Source organism: Desulfovibrio sp. JC022 (assembly GCF_010470665.1).
GTDB lineage: Bacteria > Desulfobacterota > Desulfovibrionia > Desulfovibrionales > Desulfovibrionaceae > Maridesulfovibrio.
Genome location: NZ_VOPZ01000006.1, coordinates 46,927 through 61,586, shown reverse-complemented (window position 1 = coordinate 61,586; position 14,660 = coordinate 46,927). Strand labels below are relative to the sequence as shown.

The window sequence follows — 14,660 nt, the reverse complement described above, 5'->3', positions numbered from 1 at the left end:
TACTTAGAGTTACTGGTCGGCGCGCAGGAAGGTCTTTTCCGCGAACTGCCAGTCCTCTTCAAAGTCTACTTCGACGCATGCGTGCTCTGACACATCCACGGGCTTGAGGTTGACTCCTTCTTCAATGATGAATTCGAGACCTTTTTCAAAATAATCCTGATCTTCGCAGCGACGCAGGGCTTCCTTATATGCGGCCAGATCCTTTTGTTTCACAAGGTTGATGCCTACAGCTTCGCCTTCGGCATTGACCACCTGCTTGGAAATTTCGGTGATGTAACCCTTGTCGTTGAGTACATACTTGATCTCTTCTTCACCGCAGGATTTGCGGTCAACTGCGATGCGGCTTTCATCCTTTGCTTCATTGAGAAATTTTTTCAAAACCGGTTTGTCGAAAACAACGTCACCGTTGAGCCAGAGGATGTCATCATCAAGCTCTTCCACAGCCTTGAGCAGGCTCTTGGAGGTGTTGGTGATGTAGTAGTCCGGGTTGTACTTGTAGAAGACTTCCGGAAATTGTTCCATGATCAGGGTCATCTTAAAGCCCACAACCACTATGATTTCCTTGACACCCAGTTCACGCATGAGCCGGATCTGGCGTCCGAGAATGGTCTCCCCGTAAGGAAGTACAGAAAGTGATTTTGGGAAAGGTCTGCTCAGTCTGCTTCCGATTCCTGCTGCAAGAATAACTGCTTTCATGGTCTGCCCCCTTTGCGGGTTAGAGGTATTTGGCGATAATGTGTTCACCCAGTCGTTGCGCGGCCTTTCCGTCGCAGTGGGTGAAGGAAAGTTCTTTCAGTTTTGTCCGTTCTTCAACAAACTCATCTATATTGTTTATCACGATCTCCTCAAAAGCGGTATAGAGTTCCTCTTCTTTTCTGACCTTTTTACCCGGAGTCATCTCATCGTAGTCGTAAAGAAGCTCCCGGTTTTTGGTAACATAATCCTCAAAATCATAGGGATAGAAGATCATGGGCCGGTCCAGAAGCAGGAAGTCGAAGTAGATGGATGAATAATCTGTCAGCAATGCATCACAAAGTGAAAGCAGCGGATAAGCGTCGCTTTTGGGGTTCATGAGTACTATATTCGGTGGCATCTGGACCTGTGCGATGCTCAGGTACGGATGGAATTTGCAGACAAATAAGATGTTGTTCTGCTGGCAGAACTGCGAAAGTCGACCAAGGTCAATGGCTCCGTCCTCAAATGGTCCGCCTCCGAGATCACGGAAGGTGGGCATGAAGAAAACCACCTTGCCACCCTGTTTACGGAATTTAACCATCTCGGCGTATAGCTCGCGGTCGGCATTAATCATATCAAATTTACCGGGGCGGCGCAGAAGCACATCGTTACGCGGATAGCCCAGTTCCAGAAAATCCTCGGCCTTGAATGCGCGTCCGAAGGCGGTTTCGGTGAAATACGGCGAAGTGGAGAGTACTGCATTGTACCCGGAATAGGCAAAGGACAGGTGTTCGGCCTTTTCCGGATTCATGTTCACTGCGGAGTTGATTTCCGGGAAGCCGATGGCCTTGAGCGGGATACCGTGCCAGAGCTGGATGGAAGTGGCTTCACTGAGCAATGCCCAAAGCTGGTCCTGAGTCTTCCAGCTGAAATCGTCACTGATCACCAGCGAGGCCTTGGTCATCAGGGCAAGGGTTTCCGTGTCATTAATCCACAGCGCGGGAAGGCCTTGTTTTTTCAGCAGGTCCGCTTCTTTTTTATCAAACGAAAGGAAGAAGCATTGAAGCTCCGGTCTGTGCTGCACGCAGTGGATGAAGAAATATTTGACGTTATCAATAAAATATCCGCCTGCGCGCCCGAAGAACAGGGCCAGATTTTTTTGTTTGGGGACTGAAGCTGATAATTCCCGCAGCTTTTGCAGTTCGTCTTGTTGCATGATTTCGCGCTGTCCGTTTGAGTCGGTTTAAGTTCAAGAGGAAAAAATGTGTGTTTTCTGACACCTGTGAACAGTTTATTCAATTTGGGTGCCAAAAACAATGCAAAGGTTGAACATCTTAGTAAAAGAGTTAGCGCAAGAATGCTGTTCTATTTCTAATTTTAGAGAAGTGGATATTGTTATACTCAAGTATCATGCTGATATATAAGAGTATGTTTTTAGAAAATAATCTTGAGTCAGTAGCAGGTCGGCAGTATCCTCAGCCACATGAGAACAACTGCTGACAGAATAAGACACACACTTTTATTCGAAATTATCGGTCTGTGTACCTGCACACCGCTGGCTTCATGGATACTTGATAAAGATTTGGGCCGGATCGGGATTATGAGCATGGCGATTTCCCTGACCGCCATGGTCTGTAACTATCTATACAATTTGATTTTTGACAAGGTGCTGGTGGCCTTGAAACGTCCGGTAAACGTGCGCCCCACATGGATGCGCGCATTGCATGCAATCCTTTTTGAGATTTCGCTTTTAGCCTTTACCGTACCTTTCGTTGCATGGTGGCTGGATATGACGCTCTGGCATGCCCTGATCGCTGATATCGGGTTCGCGCTTTTCTTTTTGGTCTACGCTTTTGTCTACAACTGGGTCTACGACATTGTATTTCCCATGCCGGTGGCGGATAACGTGTAATTTAGAGTCGATATTTATTCTTCCTGCCCGTAAAAGGCGGTTCGGTTGATTCCGGGCCGCCTTTTTTTTGCTATGCAATATAGTATATCGCCTTGATTTTATTGTTGCGTAAAACTATGTCTGAGTAAATGGATGTCTATGCTACGAGTGTGGTTTGTTTAATTTTTGGATGCAGGTGCGTAAATGGGTTTGCCAAATGAATTTTCAAAAGCTTTCAACAGGGATTTATTGCGTCCTGGAGTGAAAGGGGAAGATCCTGGAGATGCTTTTCAGCAGGTTGCGGGCAAAGTTATCAAGCGAATTGATAGCAGGGCTAATGTCTACCCGACTCGGGGTAAAGACGGCAGTATTGACCTAAGTTGGGTTGCTCCTGACGGTAAATTTTGCTTTGGCGAATGCAAGCAGACCAACAAAGGGGATATGGTCACCATGACCTCAGCTTGGCATGAGGTCGCCGCTAAACTGGAAAAAATGAAAAATCCTGACGAGGTGCAGAGCCAGTACCGCCCATGGTTCGAAGGCCGGAAGGTGGAAAGGTTTGTCTTTTTTGTAAGCGTTCGGCGGGGAAATGAAAGTGTGTGTCGTGAGCTCGAAAGGAATATCCGGGATTTTTTTGCAGAGCTGACTTTGAAGGCAGACCATCTTGCTCACCTTTCTGATCTTGATATTGAAGTCTGGGACTGGGGCAGAATTTGTGATGAAATTGAAAAAGATGCTTCCCTGCGCTGGACGGTTTTTAATGAGCGTTTACCCGGAGGAATAACCCGGTTTGAGGGAAGCAGGGCTTCGCAGAAAACAGGGACGGGCAGGGTTAGGTTCTATGATTATCTGGATGAAAAAAACATGTCCTATTATAGCCGGGAGCAATTTAAGGAGGAGCATCCAGACATCCGGGGCATAGAAGATGAGGATGAACTGCTGGCCCTGCTCGAATCCGAGAGGGGGCTTTTCATTTCAGGTCCGGGGGGGACCGGCAAAACCCGTTTGATGTTTGAGCTGGGTAAAAAAGCCTATGAGGACGGGTGGGCTGTTTTTGAAATGGGGTTTAGCACTGAAGCGCGGGATGTCGAGGATTTGAGTTGCCGTTTCAGGCCCGGAGGAAAATATCTTTTCCTGTTTGACTATCTGGAGACCAAGGAGTCTTACCAGAAGATAATTGAAGGCCTTTATTCCATTACAGGCGGTTCCGAGGATGTCTTTTTTATTGGGAACTTTCGCAGTTCTTTTAAGGAAAGTATTCGCGGAGAAACGTATACTGTTTCCCTTGATGAAGGGGAGAGTGTTTTCGAATATCGTAAGGCGGTTGTCCGGCATGTTTTACAGAAAACCGGACTTACTGAGTGTTACGGCTCTGATCTTGAGTCCGCCTGCCACTCCGTGCCCATGCTTTCTGTTTTTATTTACTTTTTGTCTGAACAAAAGAAGGGCGGTGATCTTGATTCGATCCGTGGCGTAGATGGTTTTAAAGGGTGGCTGACCAACCGTATTGAGGCTACTTTTGCCAAGACTCCGAACAGTTCGGGCAGCGGGAAAATCCTTCGGGAGCAGGTTGCGCTGATTCTGTCCATGTTTCCCTGCTCGGATGATGCAAAGGTGGCTTTGGACCGGAAATATCCTTACATCATGGAATCTCTGGTCAGTGATTTATGGCTTGAATTTAGGGAAATCAGTGATTCTGAGGAAGGTGAGGGGCAGTGGTCTGTTATTCATGATGTCTTGACTGATGCTGTGCTTTCAAATGTTTTTGACGCTCGGAAAAATACCAGCGGAGCTTTGCTTGGATCGATCATCGATGAGGCTATTGAGTTCAATTTTTTGGAAGTATGCCTGCGTTCGCTTGAACGTATTTGCGATAATTCTGGTCTTAAGCATGCTGGAACAATGAGTGTGATAGAGAGGAGTATTGAAACTAATCCCGCTATTTGGGGGCGTACGGGAAGTCTTGTGCTCAATTCGCCTTTATTGTCACTGAAAGATAGGCTGACTTTGTTTTTCGAGGGAAAGGATGTCTGGAAGAATGCTTTTAGCGGGGTGGAGTTTGCAAATGCAGCAGCTAATTTTCTTTTGCAGATTTTCCGTTTGAAGAAAAAACAACCTGATGAATTTGCAGAATTGTCTAGAAATTTGGGAGCCTTGAAGTATGTGCTTGATTCTTGGTTGAGGAGGAATGGGGGGAAACAGGAGGCTTACTATGTCATTTATAGCCTGCTGACTGTTTTGCGTAGTCCTGAATCAATACGTCGCTTTATCAGTTGCTGGCTTGATATTCATGGGGGGAAACCCGAAGCTCGATTTGTGATTTCTGGCTGGTTAAATGGGGGTGGAGATGATGATTTCATATTACCATATGTTTCGTGCTGGATTAATAAACATGGCCAATCATATTATGCCACCAACTTGATCGTGCTCTGGTTGACGCATAGTGGCAAACACAGGTGGATTTTATTTGAGCATATCCGGTCTTGGCTGGATAAGCACGGTCATTCCCTTGCGGCTTACCCCATGCTTGGATTTTTACTGACGCATGCTGATGGAGGACCTATTGTACGTAAATATGTAGGGCCGTGGTTTGAAGGGTATGGACACAGGGTGGAGGCAGGATCTCTTCTTTCGCGCTGTCTTGAAGCAAGGTTTGATAGTGATTTGACAAATTTTTATCTGGAATCATGGCTGGAAATTCATGGTAGGACAATGGAGGCCAGACCGATTTTGGAACGTTGTCTTGATCGGATGGATTTTACCGATCAAGATGGGTTCGTAAAATTATGGCTAGACGACTATGGATGTAATTATGAGGCTTACACTATTTTGTGCCGTTGTCTGGAGCACAATGTTAATATTGATTTGGGGGCGTACGTTGATGATTGGCTGAAGCTTTATGGGAAAGAACTTAATGCCAGGGTGCTCTTTAGTGGATGTTTGGAGCATCGGATAGAGATTGATATACATAAGCCCATTGACCTGTGGCTGAATATGCATGGTAAAACTTTGGCTGCGCGACAGGTCCTTGCCGTCTGTGCGAGAATGGATGTTGAGAATATAGTGGATAAATATATTGATGGGTGGTTGGTTAAAAATGGCGAGCATAGAAAGGCCGCTCACCTTTTGAATATTTGTTTTTTAAAGGGAATGGGGGGCGAGATTGATGAGTATGTAAGAAAATGGCTTGTCGTTTACGGCTTAAGTTCAATGTCCTTTTCTTTGGTTTTTTCGTGGGTGTCCAAAAATGGGGCTGATGAATTAATTCGTGAGTATGTATTATACTGGATAGATAAAAAACCTATCGACGCAAAATGTTTAAGATTGCTCCGCTGCTGGACGCAGGCACTGGATGATCAGGGTGAAGCTCACCGTATTTGGGCTTTTTATTTGAGGAAAAATAATTACCGGAATTGGTTTGCGCATGAAATTTCTCATTGGCTTTTTTATACGGATGAGCCTGTCAAGGCTAAGGACTACGTTGAAAAATGGCTGAAACAGAATGAATCAGGAATCGAAAGCGGGCAGGTTCTTATCACTTTGCTTGCGATCGGTGATTGCCGCCAGAGTGTAAAAAAATGTTTTGAATGTTGGCTTGACACCTATGCTGAAGATTTAGGAGCTATGGCTGCCTTGAATACATGGGTCTGTAAAGGGCATTCTGTTCCCGGAGTGGATAGGTACGTGTTTGCATGGCTCGACTTATGGAGAGGAGATCTCTCAGCATTGAATCTTCTGGTTTCTTTTCTTAACTCTGGGAGGGAGCCTTTTTTACTGCAGGAATATGTTGCTTTCTGGTTGAAAATTCATGGAGATTACAAGAAGGCCAATGTCTTGATAGAAGCATGGCGCGAGAACGGCGGATACCCAGCTGTGCTAGCCGACTATGTTTAATTTTTCCTCTTAAACAAATTCTTAACCCTGCCAAGCCTCTTTCCCGCTTTTTCTTTCATAGTTTCCGGTTCCGGCTCAGGTTCTTCCGGCTTATCACTTCTGAATGTGGCAAAACGGGCCACTTTGCCTACCTGTGAGGCTGAATATTTAGCTGCTTTGCTGGTGGCCTGAAAAGCTTTGTCTGTGGAGTCTACTACTTTTTTTGCTGCGCTGGCGGCTTTCTCCCCGGCTGCTCCGGTAATGGTTTTCAGGTAGGCTGTAGTGATGGTCTTGGTGGACCCCATGGCTATAGAAAGGAGCATGCCCGCTGCTTCGCGCAGGACGGCCCGGCGATAGCCCGGTGAATTCTTTTCCGCATGGAAATTGAAATGTCCACGGGTGATGATGCCGACCCTGAGCGCAAGGAAGGCATTGGTGGAGCCGTCCAGAATAGAGGCGGTCACAATTGAGGTAAGCCCGCTGGCACCGGGGATCATGCCCAGGGCGGACCCTGCCAGTACCGGGGACATGATGGCTTCGATCTGGGCTTGAATATCCAGTTCTTCCACTGCGCTGGCAAAGAATGCTGTGCCTGCTACGTTTGCGTAAACTGCAATCATATCCCGCATGGACGGACGCTGGTTATAAATTTTGGAGACATCCCAGACCAGTTTAGTCAGGGTGCCGAGTACGATGAAGGAATCGAGTTGCCCGTTCTGGGAAATTGCCGTGGAAAGGAAAATTCGCGAAGCCACGGTTTTCATTTTCTCTGTGGAAATGCGGTCCAGATGCTCAAGGGCAATGTCGAGATCTTCGGTTGTGGAAAGGGGAAGAGCGGCCTCACGGATATATCTGTTGCTGCGCAGTCTTTTGCGCAATTTGCGGATGAATTCCCGTTGCTCGGCAGGAGTGGGGTCGTCAGGCATGACCAGCGGGCCGGGGCGGAAAAAATGGATCACCAGCGGACTTAGACAGATCACTAGGAATATTCCACTCAGTCCAAAAAGAACGTAATCGTGAGAGGCCGGAAAATACACGGCGCAGAGCTGGGCCAGTCCGGCAATCTGGTTGAGCATGAACAGGATGAATCCGCCCATAAGAAAAAGCAGCAGGGCGGTTATGAGTCGCGGCAGGGCCTTGGACATATATTTAATCCTCTCTGTATCTATTTTGTTTTCAATAATTGTATCTAGCCGCCAGCCCCCGAGTACGTCAAATTTCTCTTTGCATCTTTTCGCTGTTGAAATATTGTGCCGCACCGTATGCGTCATGCGCTGCGACTAACATTGAAGGATAAACAAAATGATCAAGCCTAAATCATCCGCAAGTCTTGGAATAGCACAGGCCCTTGGCGGGGCCGCCCTGATTTCCCTTGTGGGTATTTTTATAAAAATTATGGTGGTGGATTATGCTCAGCCTATTTTCGTGGTCACTTTCTGGCGCAATCTGTTTGTCAGCACCATTCTTATGGCCGGGCTGCGTATTTTTAAGCCGCATAAACTCAAGTTTGAGCGGGAAAACATCGGTTTGCTGGCTATGTACGGACTGGTTCTAGTGGGATTGAATGGGATCTGGGGCGGTTCAGTTTATTTTAACGGGGCCGGGGTGTCCACCGTTCTGGTCTACGTTTCCGTGCCTATCACCGTGCTGGCTCAATGGTGGCTGGGCGGGGAAAGACCGAATCTGCGTATTGTTCCCTCAATCTTTTTCTGTTTGTTCGGTTGCGCTTTGGTTTGTGGAATTCAGGGAATGTCTGATTTTTCACTGACCCCCATGGGAATGTTTCTGGGTTTGCTTTCCAGCGTCTTTTTTTCGGCTTACGCTCTTCTGGGGCGGGAATGCGCAAAACGGGGCATAAGTTCATTCAGCACAATGATGCATGTTTTTGGAATTGCAGCCATTTACATGCTGCCTCTGAATCTCTTTGCCCAAGGGATAATTCCCGGCACAGCTCCAAATCCAGCTGCTATCTTCATGCCCGGAGTGGACTGGAAAGGCTGGGCCTGCATACTCACTCTCGCCATCGGTCCGTCCATGACCGGTTGGACTTTGATCACCGCCAGTTTGAATCATCTTTCGCCATCAGTGGTTAACATCTTGCTGACCGTAGAACCCATGATGACCGGGTTGGTAGCCATCCCGGTTCTAGGCGAATACATGACTATGGAGCAGTGGGCGGGGTGTTTTCTGGTTGTGATTGGGGTAATTGTACTTAAGAAAAGATAAGAAAAATCCCGCAATATCCAAAATATTGCGGGATATATTTTAAGCAAATTTTAACTCGCGAAGCGGCGAAGCCCAATAAAAGTTTTTGAAGAGTCCAGAGAAACTTTTCCCAAAAAGTTTCTTACCTGTAGCCGTTAGGCGAGAGCTTCTTGCTCGAGTCTTACGGATATAGAGAGCAGCGCTGGTCCCCGAAGGGCCGCCGGAGGCAAATTAAACATTAAACAGAAAGTGAATAACATCGCCGTCTTTAACGATGTATTCCTTTCCTTCTGAGCGGAGCACTCCGGCTGCGCGGCAGGCTGCTTCATTTCCATTGGAGATGTAATCGTCGTAACCGATAACTTCGGCGCGGATGAACCCTTTTTCAAAATCAGTATGGATGGCTGCTGCGGCGCGGGGAGCTTTGTCGCCGTCATGGATGGTCCATGCGCGGACTTCTTTTACTCCGGCGGTGAAGTAGCTGATCATGCCGAGGGTGTGAAAACCGGTGCGGATGATCTTGGCAAGGCCGGATTCAGTTACGCCGTATGAATCGAGAAATTCGGTGTATTCTTCATCATCAAGACCGACCAGCTCTTCTTCCATTTTGGCGGAAATTTTTACAAATTCGGCGCCGCGTTCTTCAGCAAGAGCCATTACTTTTTTGACGTAATCGTTGTCCTCGGTAAGGCCTTCTTCGTCTACGTTGGCGCAGTAGATTACGTTCTTTTCGGTGATGAGGCGTAAGTCACGGAGCATTTCGACCATGATGTCAGTTTCAAGCTCACCGTAGGTGTTTACGGGGTTGCCTTCGTTGAGGTGTTCAAGCAGTTTTTCAGCTTCGGCAATTTTGGGACCGAGAGATTTGTCGCCCTTGATTTTCTTTTTCATGCCTTCAATGCGGGTATCAAGAGCCTGCACATCGGAAAGGATCAGCTCGGTTTCGATAACTTCGATGTCGCGCAGGGGATCAACTGAGTTGGAAACGTGGATAACGTCATCGTTGTCAAAGCAGCGTACAACGTGAAGGATGGCCTGAGTTTCGCGGATGTTGCCGAGAAATTTGTTGCCGAGTCCTTCGCCCTTGCTCGCGCCTTCAACCAGACCTGCGATGTCGATGAAATCAACAGTGGACTGCTGCACGCGCTGGGGATTAACCAGTTCGGCCAGTTTGTCGATGCGCTCATCGGGAACAGGCACAACAGCCTTGTTGGGTTCGATGGTACAGAAAGCGTAGTTCGCGCTTTCAGCGTTCTGGGCCTTGGTCAGGGCGTTGAAAAGTGTGGATTTACCTACGTTGGGCAGTCCCACGATACCGATACTGAGAGCCATAATAAATTCTCCTCAAAAAATATAAAATTCCTTTCCACGCCGCAAATATCCCTTACATGCAAGGTTAGCTGCATGAAAAAAATAATTTATCCAGAATATTGTGCCATGAAAGGTGAAATATCGTTTTCATTATCTATAAAGATAATATCACGTGTTGCGGCCCCTCAATACCCGTCTTTGCGGGGATGGGCAAGTGTTGATTATGGGGCGATGATATCTCTGTTTCGGCATGTGTTTGCGCACTCCCGGTGAACCGTGTACTTCTAACTGTATTACTAATGGAATTTGATCCAGAAATTTTGCAGAATTATTCTACTTTTTCAGGCAGGTTTAAACATGATCGTACCAGTAATCCTTTCCGGCGGCAGCGGGACCAGACTTTGGCCTCTTTCGCGCAGGAATCATCCGAAGCAGCTTTTGAATCTGATTGGGGAGCATTCCCTTTTGCGTAATACTGCTGAACGTGGCTACGGAGTGGATGGTGCACAGCCTCCTGTTGTGGTTTGCAACGAGAGTTATCGTTTTATGGTTGCTGAGGAATTACGGGCGGCTGGAATTAAACCCGAAGCAATCTTTCTGGAACCGCAGGGCCGCAATTCAGCCCCGGCTATTGCTGCTGCGGCTTTTCATGTCCGTAAAAATAATCCGGATGCGCTTATGCTGGTAATGCCTTCGGATCATGCCATTTATGATCTGGATAAATTTAAAACTGCTGTTACTGTCGGGGTGGAGCCCGCCAAGTCCGGCGATCTGGTTCTTTTCGGCATTGTCCCGGACAGGCCGGAGACCGGATACGGGTATATCCGTACAGCCGGAGATTTCAAATCCATGGCTTCTCAGGCTGTGCAGGAATTTGTTGAAAAGCCAGACCTTGAAACCGCTAAAACATATCTCGAATCCGGTGAATATTTATGGAATGCGGGTATTTTTTTGTTCAGCCCGGATGCTTTTTTGGAAAAGCTTGAGCAACTCGAACCTGAAATCTATACCGCCTGCCTTGCTGCAACTGAAAAAGCACGCACTGATTTGGATTTTGTCCGCCTTGATGAGGAAAGTTTTACAGCCAGTCCTGCCAAGTCGGTTGATTATGCGGTGATTGAAAAGGTGGACAACCTGAGCGTGGTACCGTTTGACGGCGGTTGGTCCGATATCGGCTCGTGGGATTCGCTAATGCGTGAACGGGAAAGGGATCAGGCTGGGAATGTTATTGCCGGAGATGTGCTTGCAAAGAATGTGGGTAACAGCTTTCTTCATTCTTCAGGCCGATTACTAGGCGTGGTCGGTGTTGATGACGTTATCGTAGTCGAGACTTCAGATGCCGTTCTGGTTGCCGGACGGGAACACGGGCAGGAAGTTTCCGGGCTGGTAAATGAACTTAAAAAGCAGGGCCGCGCGGAAGCGGATAACCACCGCAAGGTCTATCGTCCATGGGGATCATTCGAAGCTGTAGATAGCGGAGACAGGTTTCAGGTCAAGAGGATAATCGTTAAGCCGGGTGGGGTTCTCTCACTGCAAATGCACCATCACCGCGCTGAGCATTGGGTAGTGGTTAAGGGTACGGCAAAAGTGCTGGTCGGTGAGAAGGAAATTTTATTGCAGGAGGACCAGTCTACCTACATCCCACTAGGAACCATGCATCGCTTGGAGAATCCCGGCAAAATCAATCTTGAATTAATTGAAGTCCAGACCGGTAGTTATCTTGGTGAGGATGATATCCAGAGGTTTGAGGATGTTTATGGGCGGTCGGAGTAGGGGATATTGGGGATTTAATTTTATTTAAAAGTAAAGAGGCGAAGAGCTGGTGCTCTACGCCTCTTTTTTTATGCGTTATCTTTGTCTTCGTCTGATTCAGCTTGCTTGGCTGCGGCTTCTTGTTCTTCTTGGCGGAGTTCTTCGAGGAAGTCTTTGAACCATTGTTCGTTGCGGACAGTTTCAAAAAGTTTGTCTTTCTGTAATGATTCCGAATTAGGAAATTTGGGGTTTGTTTTGCCAAGTTCTAGCCATTTTATGCACTCAGATTGATTTTTCTCCATAGCAGCTACAGTAGCAAGGGCATAGCATCCCCTTTTAGTTTCGTAGGGGGTTGCGTGCGAAGCTGCGTCCTTGGCTTCAGAGAGTAAGTCCTTACTAGGTGAATTTATAGAATACGGAGGAAGTTGCGCTTTGTTGGAAAGAAGGGCTGCTTTATTGCTCCATGCATATGAATTATTGCCCAATTCAATTGCTTTTTGATATTTGTCTAGAGCTAAAGAAAAGTAATGATTTCTTTTGTCCTCTTCTAATTGAAGTCCTTTCTGATATTTAATCCACCCCCAATTATTCCACACATATGGGTCAGAAGGTGTAATCAATGATGCCTTTTTAAGGCTGTTATCCGCTATGTCTAATAGTTTCTGTTTAGCGGTTATATTTGATTCTTTTTCAGCAATGTTCCACGTTAGAGAACCTATCTTATAGTTAGCATCTTTGTTGTTAGGAAATTCTTGCTCAATACTAGTCCAGATCAGTATAGCTTTATCCCATTCTTCATTCATCTCATGTCTAAGAGCTTTTGCTTTGAGGTGAGTATATAATTCGTTAGGTTTACTTGATGCTACATCTTTTACTGCTTCTTTAGTGTCATTGTCCATGTCATGAGCATCATGGTTGTCCTTAAAGTCTTTAACCGTTTGTTCTTGTTCACTAAGAAGTTCATCTGATTTGCAAGCATTCTTTTCGCAAATTAATTTAAGCTCTTCACATTTTTTGACCAACTCATTAATTTCTGCATGTTTTTCTGTGATGAGTTCTTCCAGCTTTTTTTCGAATTCTTTTTTGTCGGTTTCTATTGTCTCTTTTTGTTCTTTAGCATTTCGTTTGAACTCAGCTTTGGTTTGACTTAGTTCTTTTTCAAAAGCTTCACTGGCTTCTTTTGCAGTATTCTTTTGTTGCTTGACAATGAAATAGCCCAAAACAGTCACGGCTATACCGAAGACCGTTACCCAGGCTCCCATAAAACTTGAGATCACTGACAGAGTATTGGCCCACTTTTCGGAACTGATTTTTTTCTCATCTACCCATTCCCGAACATGCTCTGCCTGCTCCTTAGTCCGCTCAAACCACATCTGCCCGCTATTATTAACCTGAAAATTCTTTATCTCAGTAATATCGCTTTCAATGCTGAATAGCTTCCGTTCAATTTTATTAATCTGTTCGGGAGTGGCTTTCGATGAAGCTTTCGTTTCCTCAGCCCAAACTCCCCCACAAACCCCCAAAACCAAAATAAGGGCGAGCATCATCCCCGAAAAGACACGAACAAATCCATTTCCCCGACGCATATATCTACTCCAACTGAACGAAGTTCTTAATCAAATTTAATCTGAAAATTACAGCTCAATTCTTCTACAAGATCATCCATATTTCGTCCAGTATGCGGAATAGAAAAGTGAATACTCCTCAAGCAAAGCAGGACAGCACTTTTCCCCTTTACCAAGCCCCCAATCCAGCCTACAACCCTTCTCATGAGCAATACCTCTTCAATCTACGATGTAATTATTCTCGGCGCGGGCGCGTCCGGGCTTTATTGTGCCATGCATGCTGCTGCGCGCGGGCGTAAGGTGCTGGTGCTGGACCATTCCGGTAAGGCGGGGCGTAAGATCCGTGTTGCCGGGGGCGGTAAGTGCAACTTTACCAATATGGATGTTGCTGCGGATAACTATATTTCGGCAAACCCCCATTTTGTGAAGTCCGCTTTGGCCCGTCACAATCAGTGGGATATTATTTCTCTCGTTTCCGAGGCCGGGATTGAATATGAAGAGCGCGAAGACGGACAGCTTTTCACTCTTGAGGGGGCGGGGCTGATTGCCGGACTACTGGTTTCCAAATGCCACCGTGCGGGCGTGGAAACACTTATGAATCGTGAGATTGAATCAATCAGCGGGGAAGGTCCGTTTGTGGTCAAGAGCGGGGGGCAGAGTTTTGAGGCTCCTGCGCTTGTTGTTGCACTGGGTTCTCCTGCATGGCCCCAAGTGGGCGCGACTCCGTTCGGTTACAAAATTGCGGAGCAGTACGGTTTGAAAACCATTCCGGCCCGGCCTTCCTTGGTTCCGTTTACTATCGGCGGACGTGACGGGAAGTTTTGCAAGGAACTTAGCGGCAATGCTCTGCCTGTTTCGATTGAATGCGAAGGGCGTGTTTTCCGCAGTGATATGCTATTCACCCACAAGGGTATTTCCGGTCCGGCTGTACTCCAGATTTCCAATTACTGGCGGCGCGGGTCAGCACTGACTATCAATCTGTTGCCTGCTCACGATATTTCGGAACTGCTTGAAGCACATCGGACTGAGAATGTTGCTCTGAAAAATTTCCTTGCCCGTTACTTCACTCGCAAAATGGTCGAACTGCTGCTTGATGGGCAGGATTCAGATACCGCAATCAGCCAGTTGACTAAGGAGCGCAGGCTTGCCCTTGCTGAGCGCATCCATTCATGGATGGTCAAGCCGCAGGGAACCGAAGGATTCGCAAAAGCCGAAGTCGCTTCCGGCGGAGTGGATACTGACGAAATTTCATCAAAGACCATGGAATCCAAAAAGGTTCCGGGATTGTATTTCATTGGCGAAGTGCTGGATGTAACCGGCTGGCTGGGCGGCTATAATCTGCAATGGGCATGGTCTTCGGGGTACGCGGCTGCGCAATTTGTTTAGCC

At 46.9% G+C, this 14,660-nt stretch carries 11 protein-coding genes; 5 read left to right on the top strand and 6 right to left on the bottom strand.

From position 1 onward, the window contains the following. Window positions 1–9 precede the first annotated feature (9 nt). Together FMS18_RS10880 and FMS18_RS10875 are read right to left on the bottom strand one after the other, a co-directional pair. Window positions 10–696 (bottom strand): NTP transferase domain-containing protein, encoded by a 687-nt coding sequence (locus FMS18_RS10880; RefSeq protein ID WP_163294408.1) that lies wholly within the window; start codon window positions 694–696, stop codon window positions 10–12. A gap of 19 nt (window positions 697–715) precedes the next feature. After that, window positions 716–1,891 (bottom strand): CDP-glycerol glycerophosphotransferase family protein, encoded by a 1,176-nt coding sequence (locus FMS18_RS10875; protein ID WP_163294406.1) that lies wholly within the window; start codon window positions 1,889–1,891, stop codon window positions 716–718. Between the two features lie 267 nt (window positions 1,892–2,158). Between FMS18_RS10875 and FMS18_RS10870 the strand changes: the two genes are divergently transcribed. Continuing rightward, window positions 2,159–2,587: a PACE efflux transporter gene (locus FMS18_RS10870; protein ID WP_163294404.1), complete on the top strand. Its 429-nt coding sequence runs from the start codon at window positions 2,159–2,161 to the stop codon at window positions 2,585–2,587. Window positions 2,588–3,022: 435 nt separating this feature from the next. On the opposite strand, the gene FMS18_RS10865 is transcribed toward FMS18_RS10870, so the two are convergent. Next, window positions 3,023–3,229: a hypothetical protein gene (locus FMS18_RS10865; RefSeq protein WP_163294402.1), complete on the bottom strand. Its 207-nt coding sequence runs from the start codon at window positions 3,227–3,229 to the stop codon at window positions 3,023–3,025. Window positions 3,230–3,430: 201 nt separating this feature from the next. Between FMS18_RS10865 and FMS18_RS10860 the strand changes: the two genes are divergently transcribed. After that, window positions 3,431–6,460, top strand: coding sequence for a hypothetical protein (locus FMS18_RS10860; RefSeq protein ID WP_163294400.1), 3,030 nt, complete (start codon window positions 3,431–3,433; stop codon window positions 6,458–6,460). On the opposite strand, the gene FMS18_RS10855 is transcribed toward FMS18_RS10860, so the two are convergent. Then, window positions 6,457–7,584: a hypothetical protein gene (locus FMS18_RS10855; RefSeq protein ID WP_163294398.1), complete on the bottom strand. Its 1,128-nt coding sequence runs from the start codon at window positions 7,582–7,584 to the stop codon at window positions 6,457–6,459. The genes FMS18_RS10860 and FMS18_RS10855 overlap by 4 nt on opposite strands. 157 nt (window positions 7,585–7,741) lie before the next feature. Here FMS18_RS10855 and FMS18_RS10850 point away from each other — a divergent pair, with 157 nt between their 5' ends. Beyond that, window positions 7,742–8,665 (top strand): DMT family transporter, encoded by a 924-nt coding sequence (locus FMS18_RS10850; RefSeq protein ID WP_163294396.1) that lies wholly within the window; start codon window positions 7,742–7,744, stop codon window positions 8,663–8,665. A 210-nt stretch (window positions 8,666–8,875) separates the two neighbouring features. Here FMS18_RS10850 and ychF read toward each other — a convergent pair whose 3' ends face one another. Continuing rightward, window positions 8,876–9,976 (bottom strand): redox-regulated ATPase YchF, encoded by a 1,101-nt coding sequence (ychF, locus tag FMS18_RS10845; protein WP_163294394.1) that lies wholly within the window; start codon window positions 9,974–9,976, stop codon window positions 8,876–8,878. Between the two features lie 336 nt (window positions 9,977–10,312). Between ychF and FMS18_RS10840 the strand changes: the two genes are divergently transcribed. Beyond that, window positions 10,313–11,728, top strand: a complete 1,416-nt coding sequence (locus FMS18_RS10840; protein WP_163294392.1) for a mannose-1-phosphate guanylyltransferase/mannose-6-phosphate isomerase — start codon at window positions 10,313–10,315, stop codon at window positions 11,726–11,728. A 68-nt stretch (window positions 11,729–11,796) separates the two neighbouring features. Here FMS18_RS10840 and FMS18_RS10835 read toward each other — a convergent pair whose 3' ends face one another. Next, complete coding sequence (locus tag FMS18_RS10835) at window positions 11,797–13,293, bottom strand: tetratricopeptide repeat protein (RefSeq protein ID WP_163294390.1); 1,497 nt, start codon at window positions 13,291–13,293, stop codon at window positions 11,797–11,799. Between the two features lie 183 nt (window positions 13,294–13,476). On the opposite strand from FMS18_RS10835, the gene FMS18_RS10830 reads away from it, so the two are divergent. Further along, window positions 13,477–14,658, top strand: a complete 1,182-nt coding sequence (locus FMS18_RS10830) for an NAD(P)/FAD-dependent oxidoreductase (RefSeq protein ID WP_163294388.1) — start codon at window positions 13,477–13,479, stop codon at window positions 14,656–14,658. Window positions 14,659–14,660 lie beyond the last annotated feature (2 nt).

Excerpts from the sequence above, each read along its gene's own strand:
- FMS18_RS10835 (WP_163294390.1), bottom strand. The coding sequence starts at position 13,293 with ATGCGTCGGGGAAATGGATTTGTTCGTGTCTTTTCGGGGATGATGCTC.
- FMS18_RS10855 (WP_163294398.1), bottom strand. The coding sequence starts at position 7,584 with ATGTCCAAGGCCCTGCCGCGACTCATAACCGCCCTGCTGCTTTTTCTT.
- FMS18_RS10865 (WP_163294402.1), bottom strand. The coding sequence starts at position 3,229 with ATGGTCTGCCTTCAAAGTCAGCTCTGCAAAAAAATCCCGGATATTCCT.
- FMS18_RS10830 (WP_163294388.1), top strand. The coding sequence starts at position 13,477 with ATGAGCAATACCTCTTCAATCTACGATGTAATTATTCTCGGCGCGGGC.
- FMS18_RS10875 (WP_163294406.1), bottom strand. The coding sequence starts at position 1,891 with ATGCAACAAGACGAACTGCAAAAGCTGCGGGAATTATCAGCTTCAGTC.
- FMS18_RS10870 (WP_163294404.1), top strand. The coding sequence starts at position 2,159 with ATGAGAACAACTGCTGACAGAATAAGACACACACTTTTATTCGAAATT.
- FMS18_RS10860 (WP_163294400.1), top strand. The coding sequence starts at position 3,431 with ATGTCCTATTATAGCCGGGAGCAATTTAAGGAGGAGCATCCAGACATC.
- FMS18_RS10850 (WP_163294396.1), top strand. The coding sequence starts at position 7,742 with ATGATCAAGCCTAAATCATCCGCAAGTCTTGGAATAGCACAGGCCCTT.
- ychF (WP_163294394.1), bottom strand. The coding sequence starts at position 9,976 with ATGGCTCTCAGTATCGGTATCGTGGGACTGCCCAACGTAGGTAAATCC.
- FMS18_RS10880 (WP_163294408.1), bottom strand. The coding sequence starts at position 696 with ATGAAAGCAGTTATTCTTGCAGCAGGAATCGGAAGCAGACTGAGCAGA.
- FMS18_RS10840 (WP_163294392.1), top strand. The coding sequence starts at position 10,313 with ATGATCGTACCAGTAATCCTTTCCGGCGGCAGCGGGACCAGACTTTGG.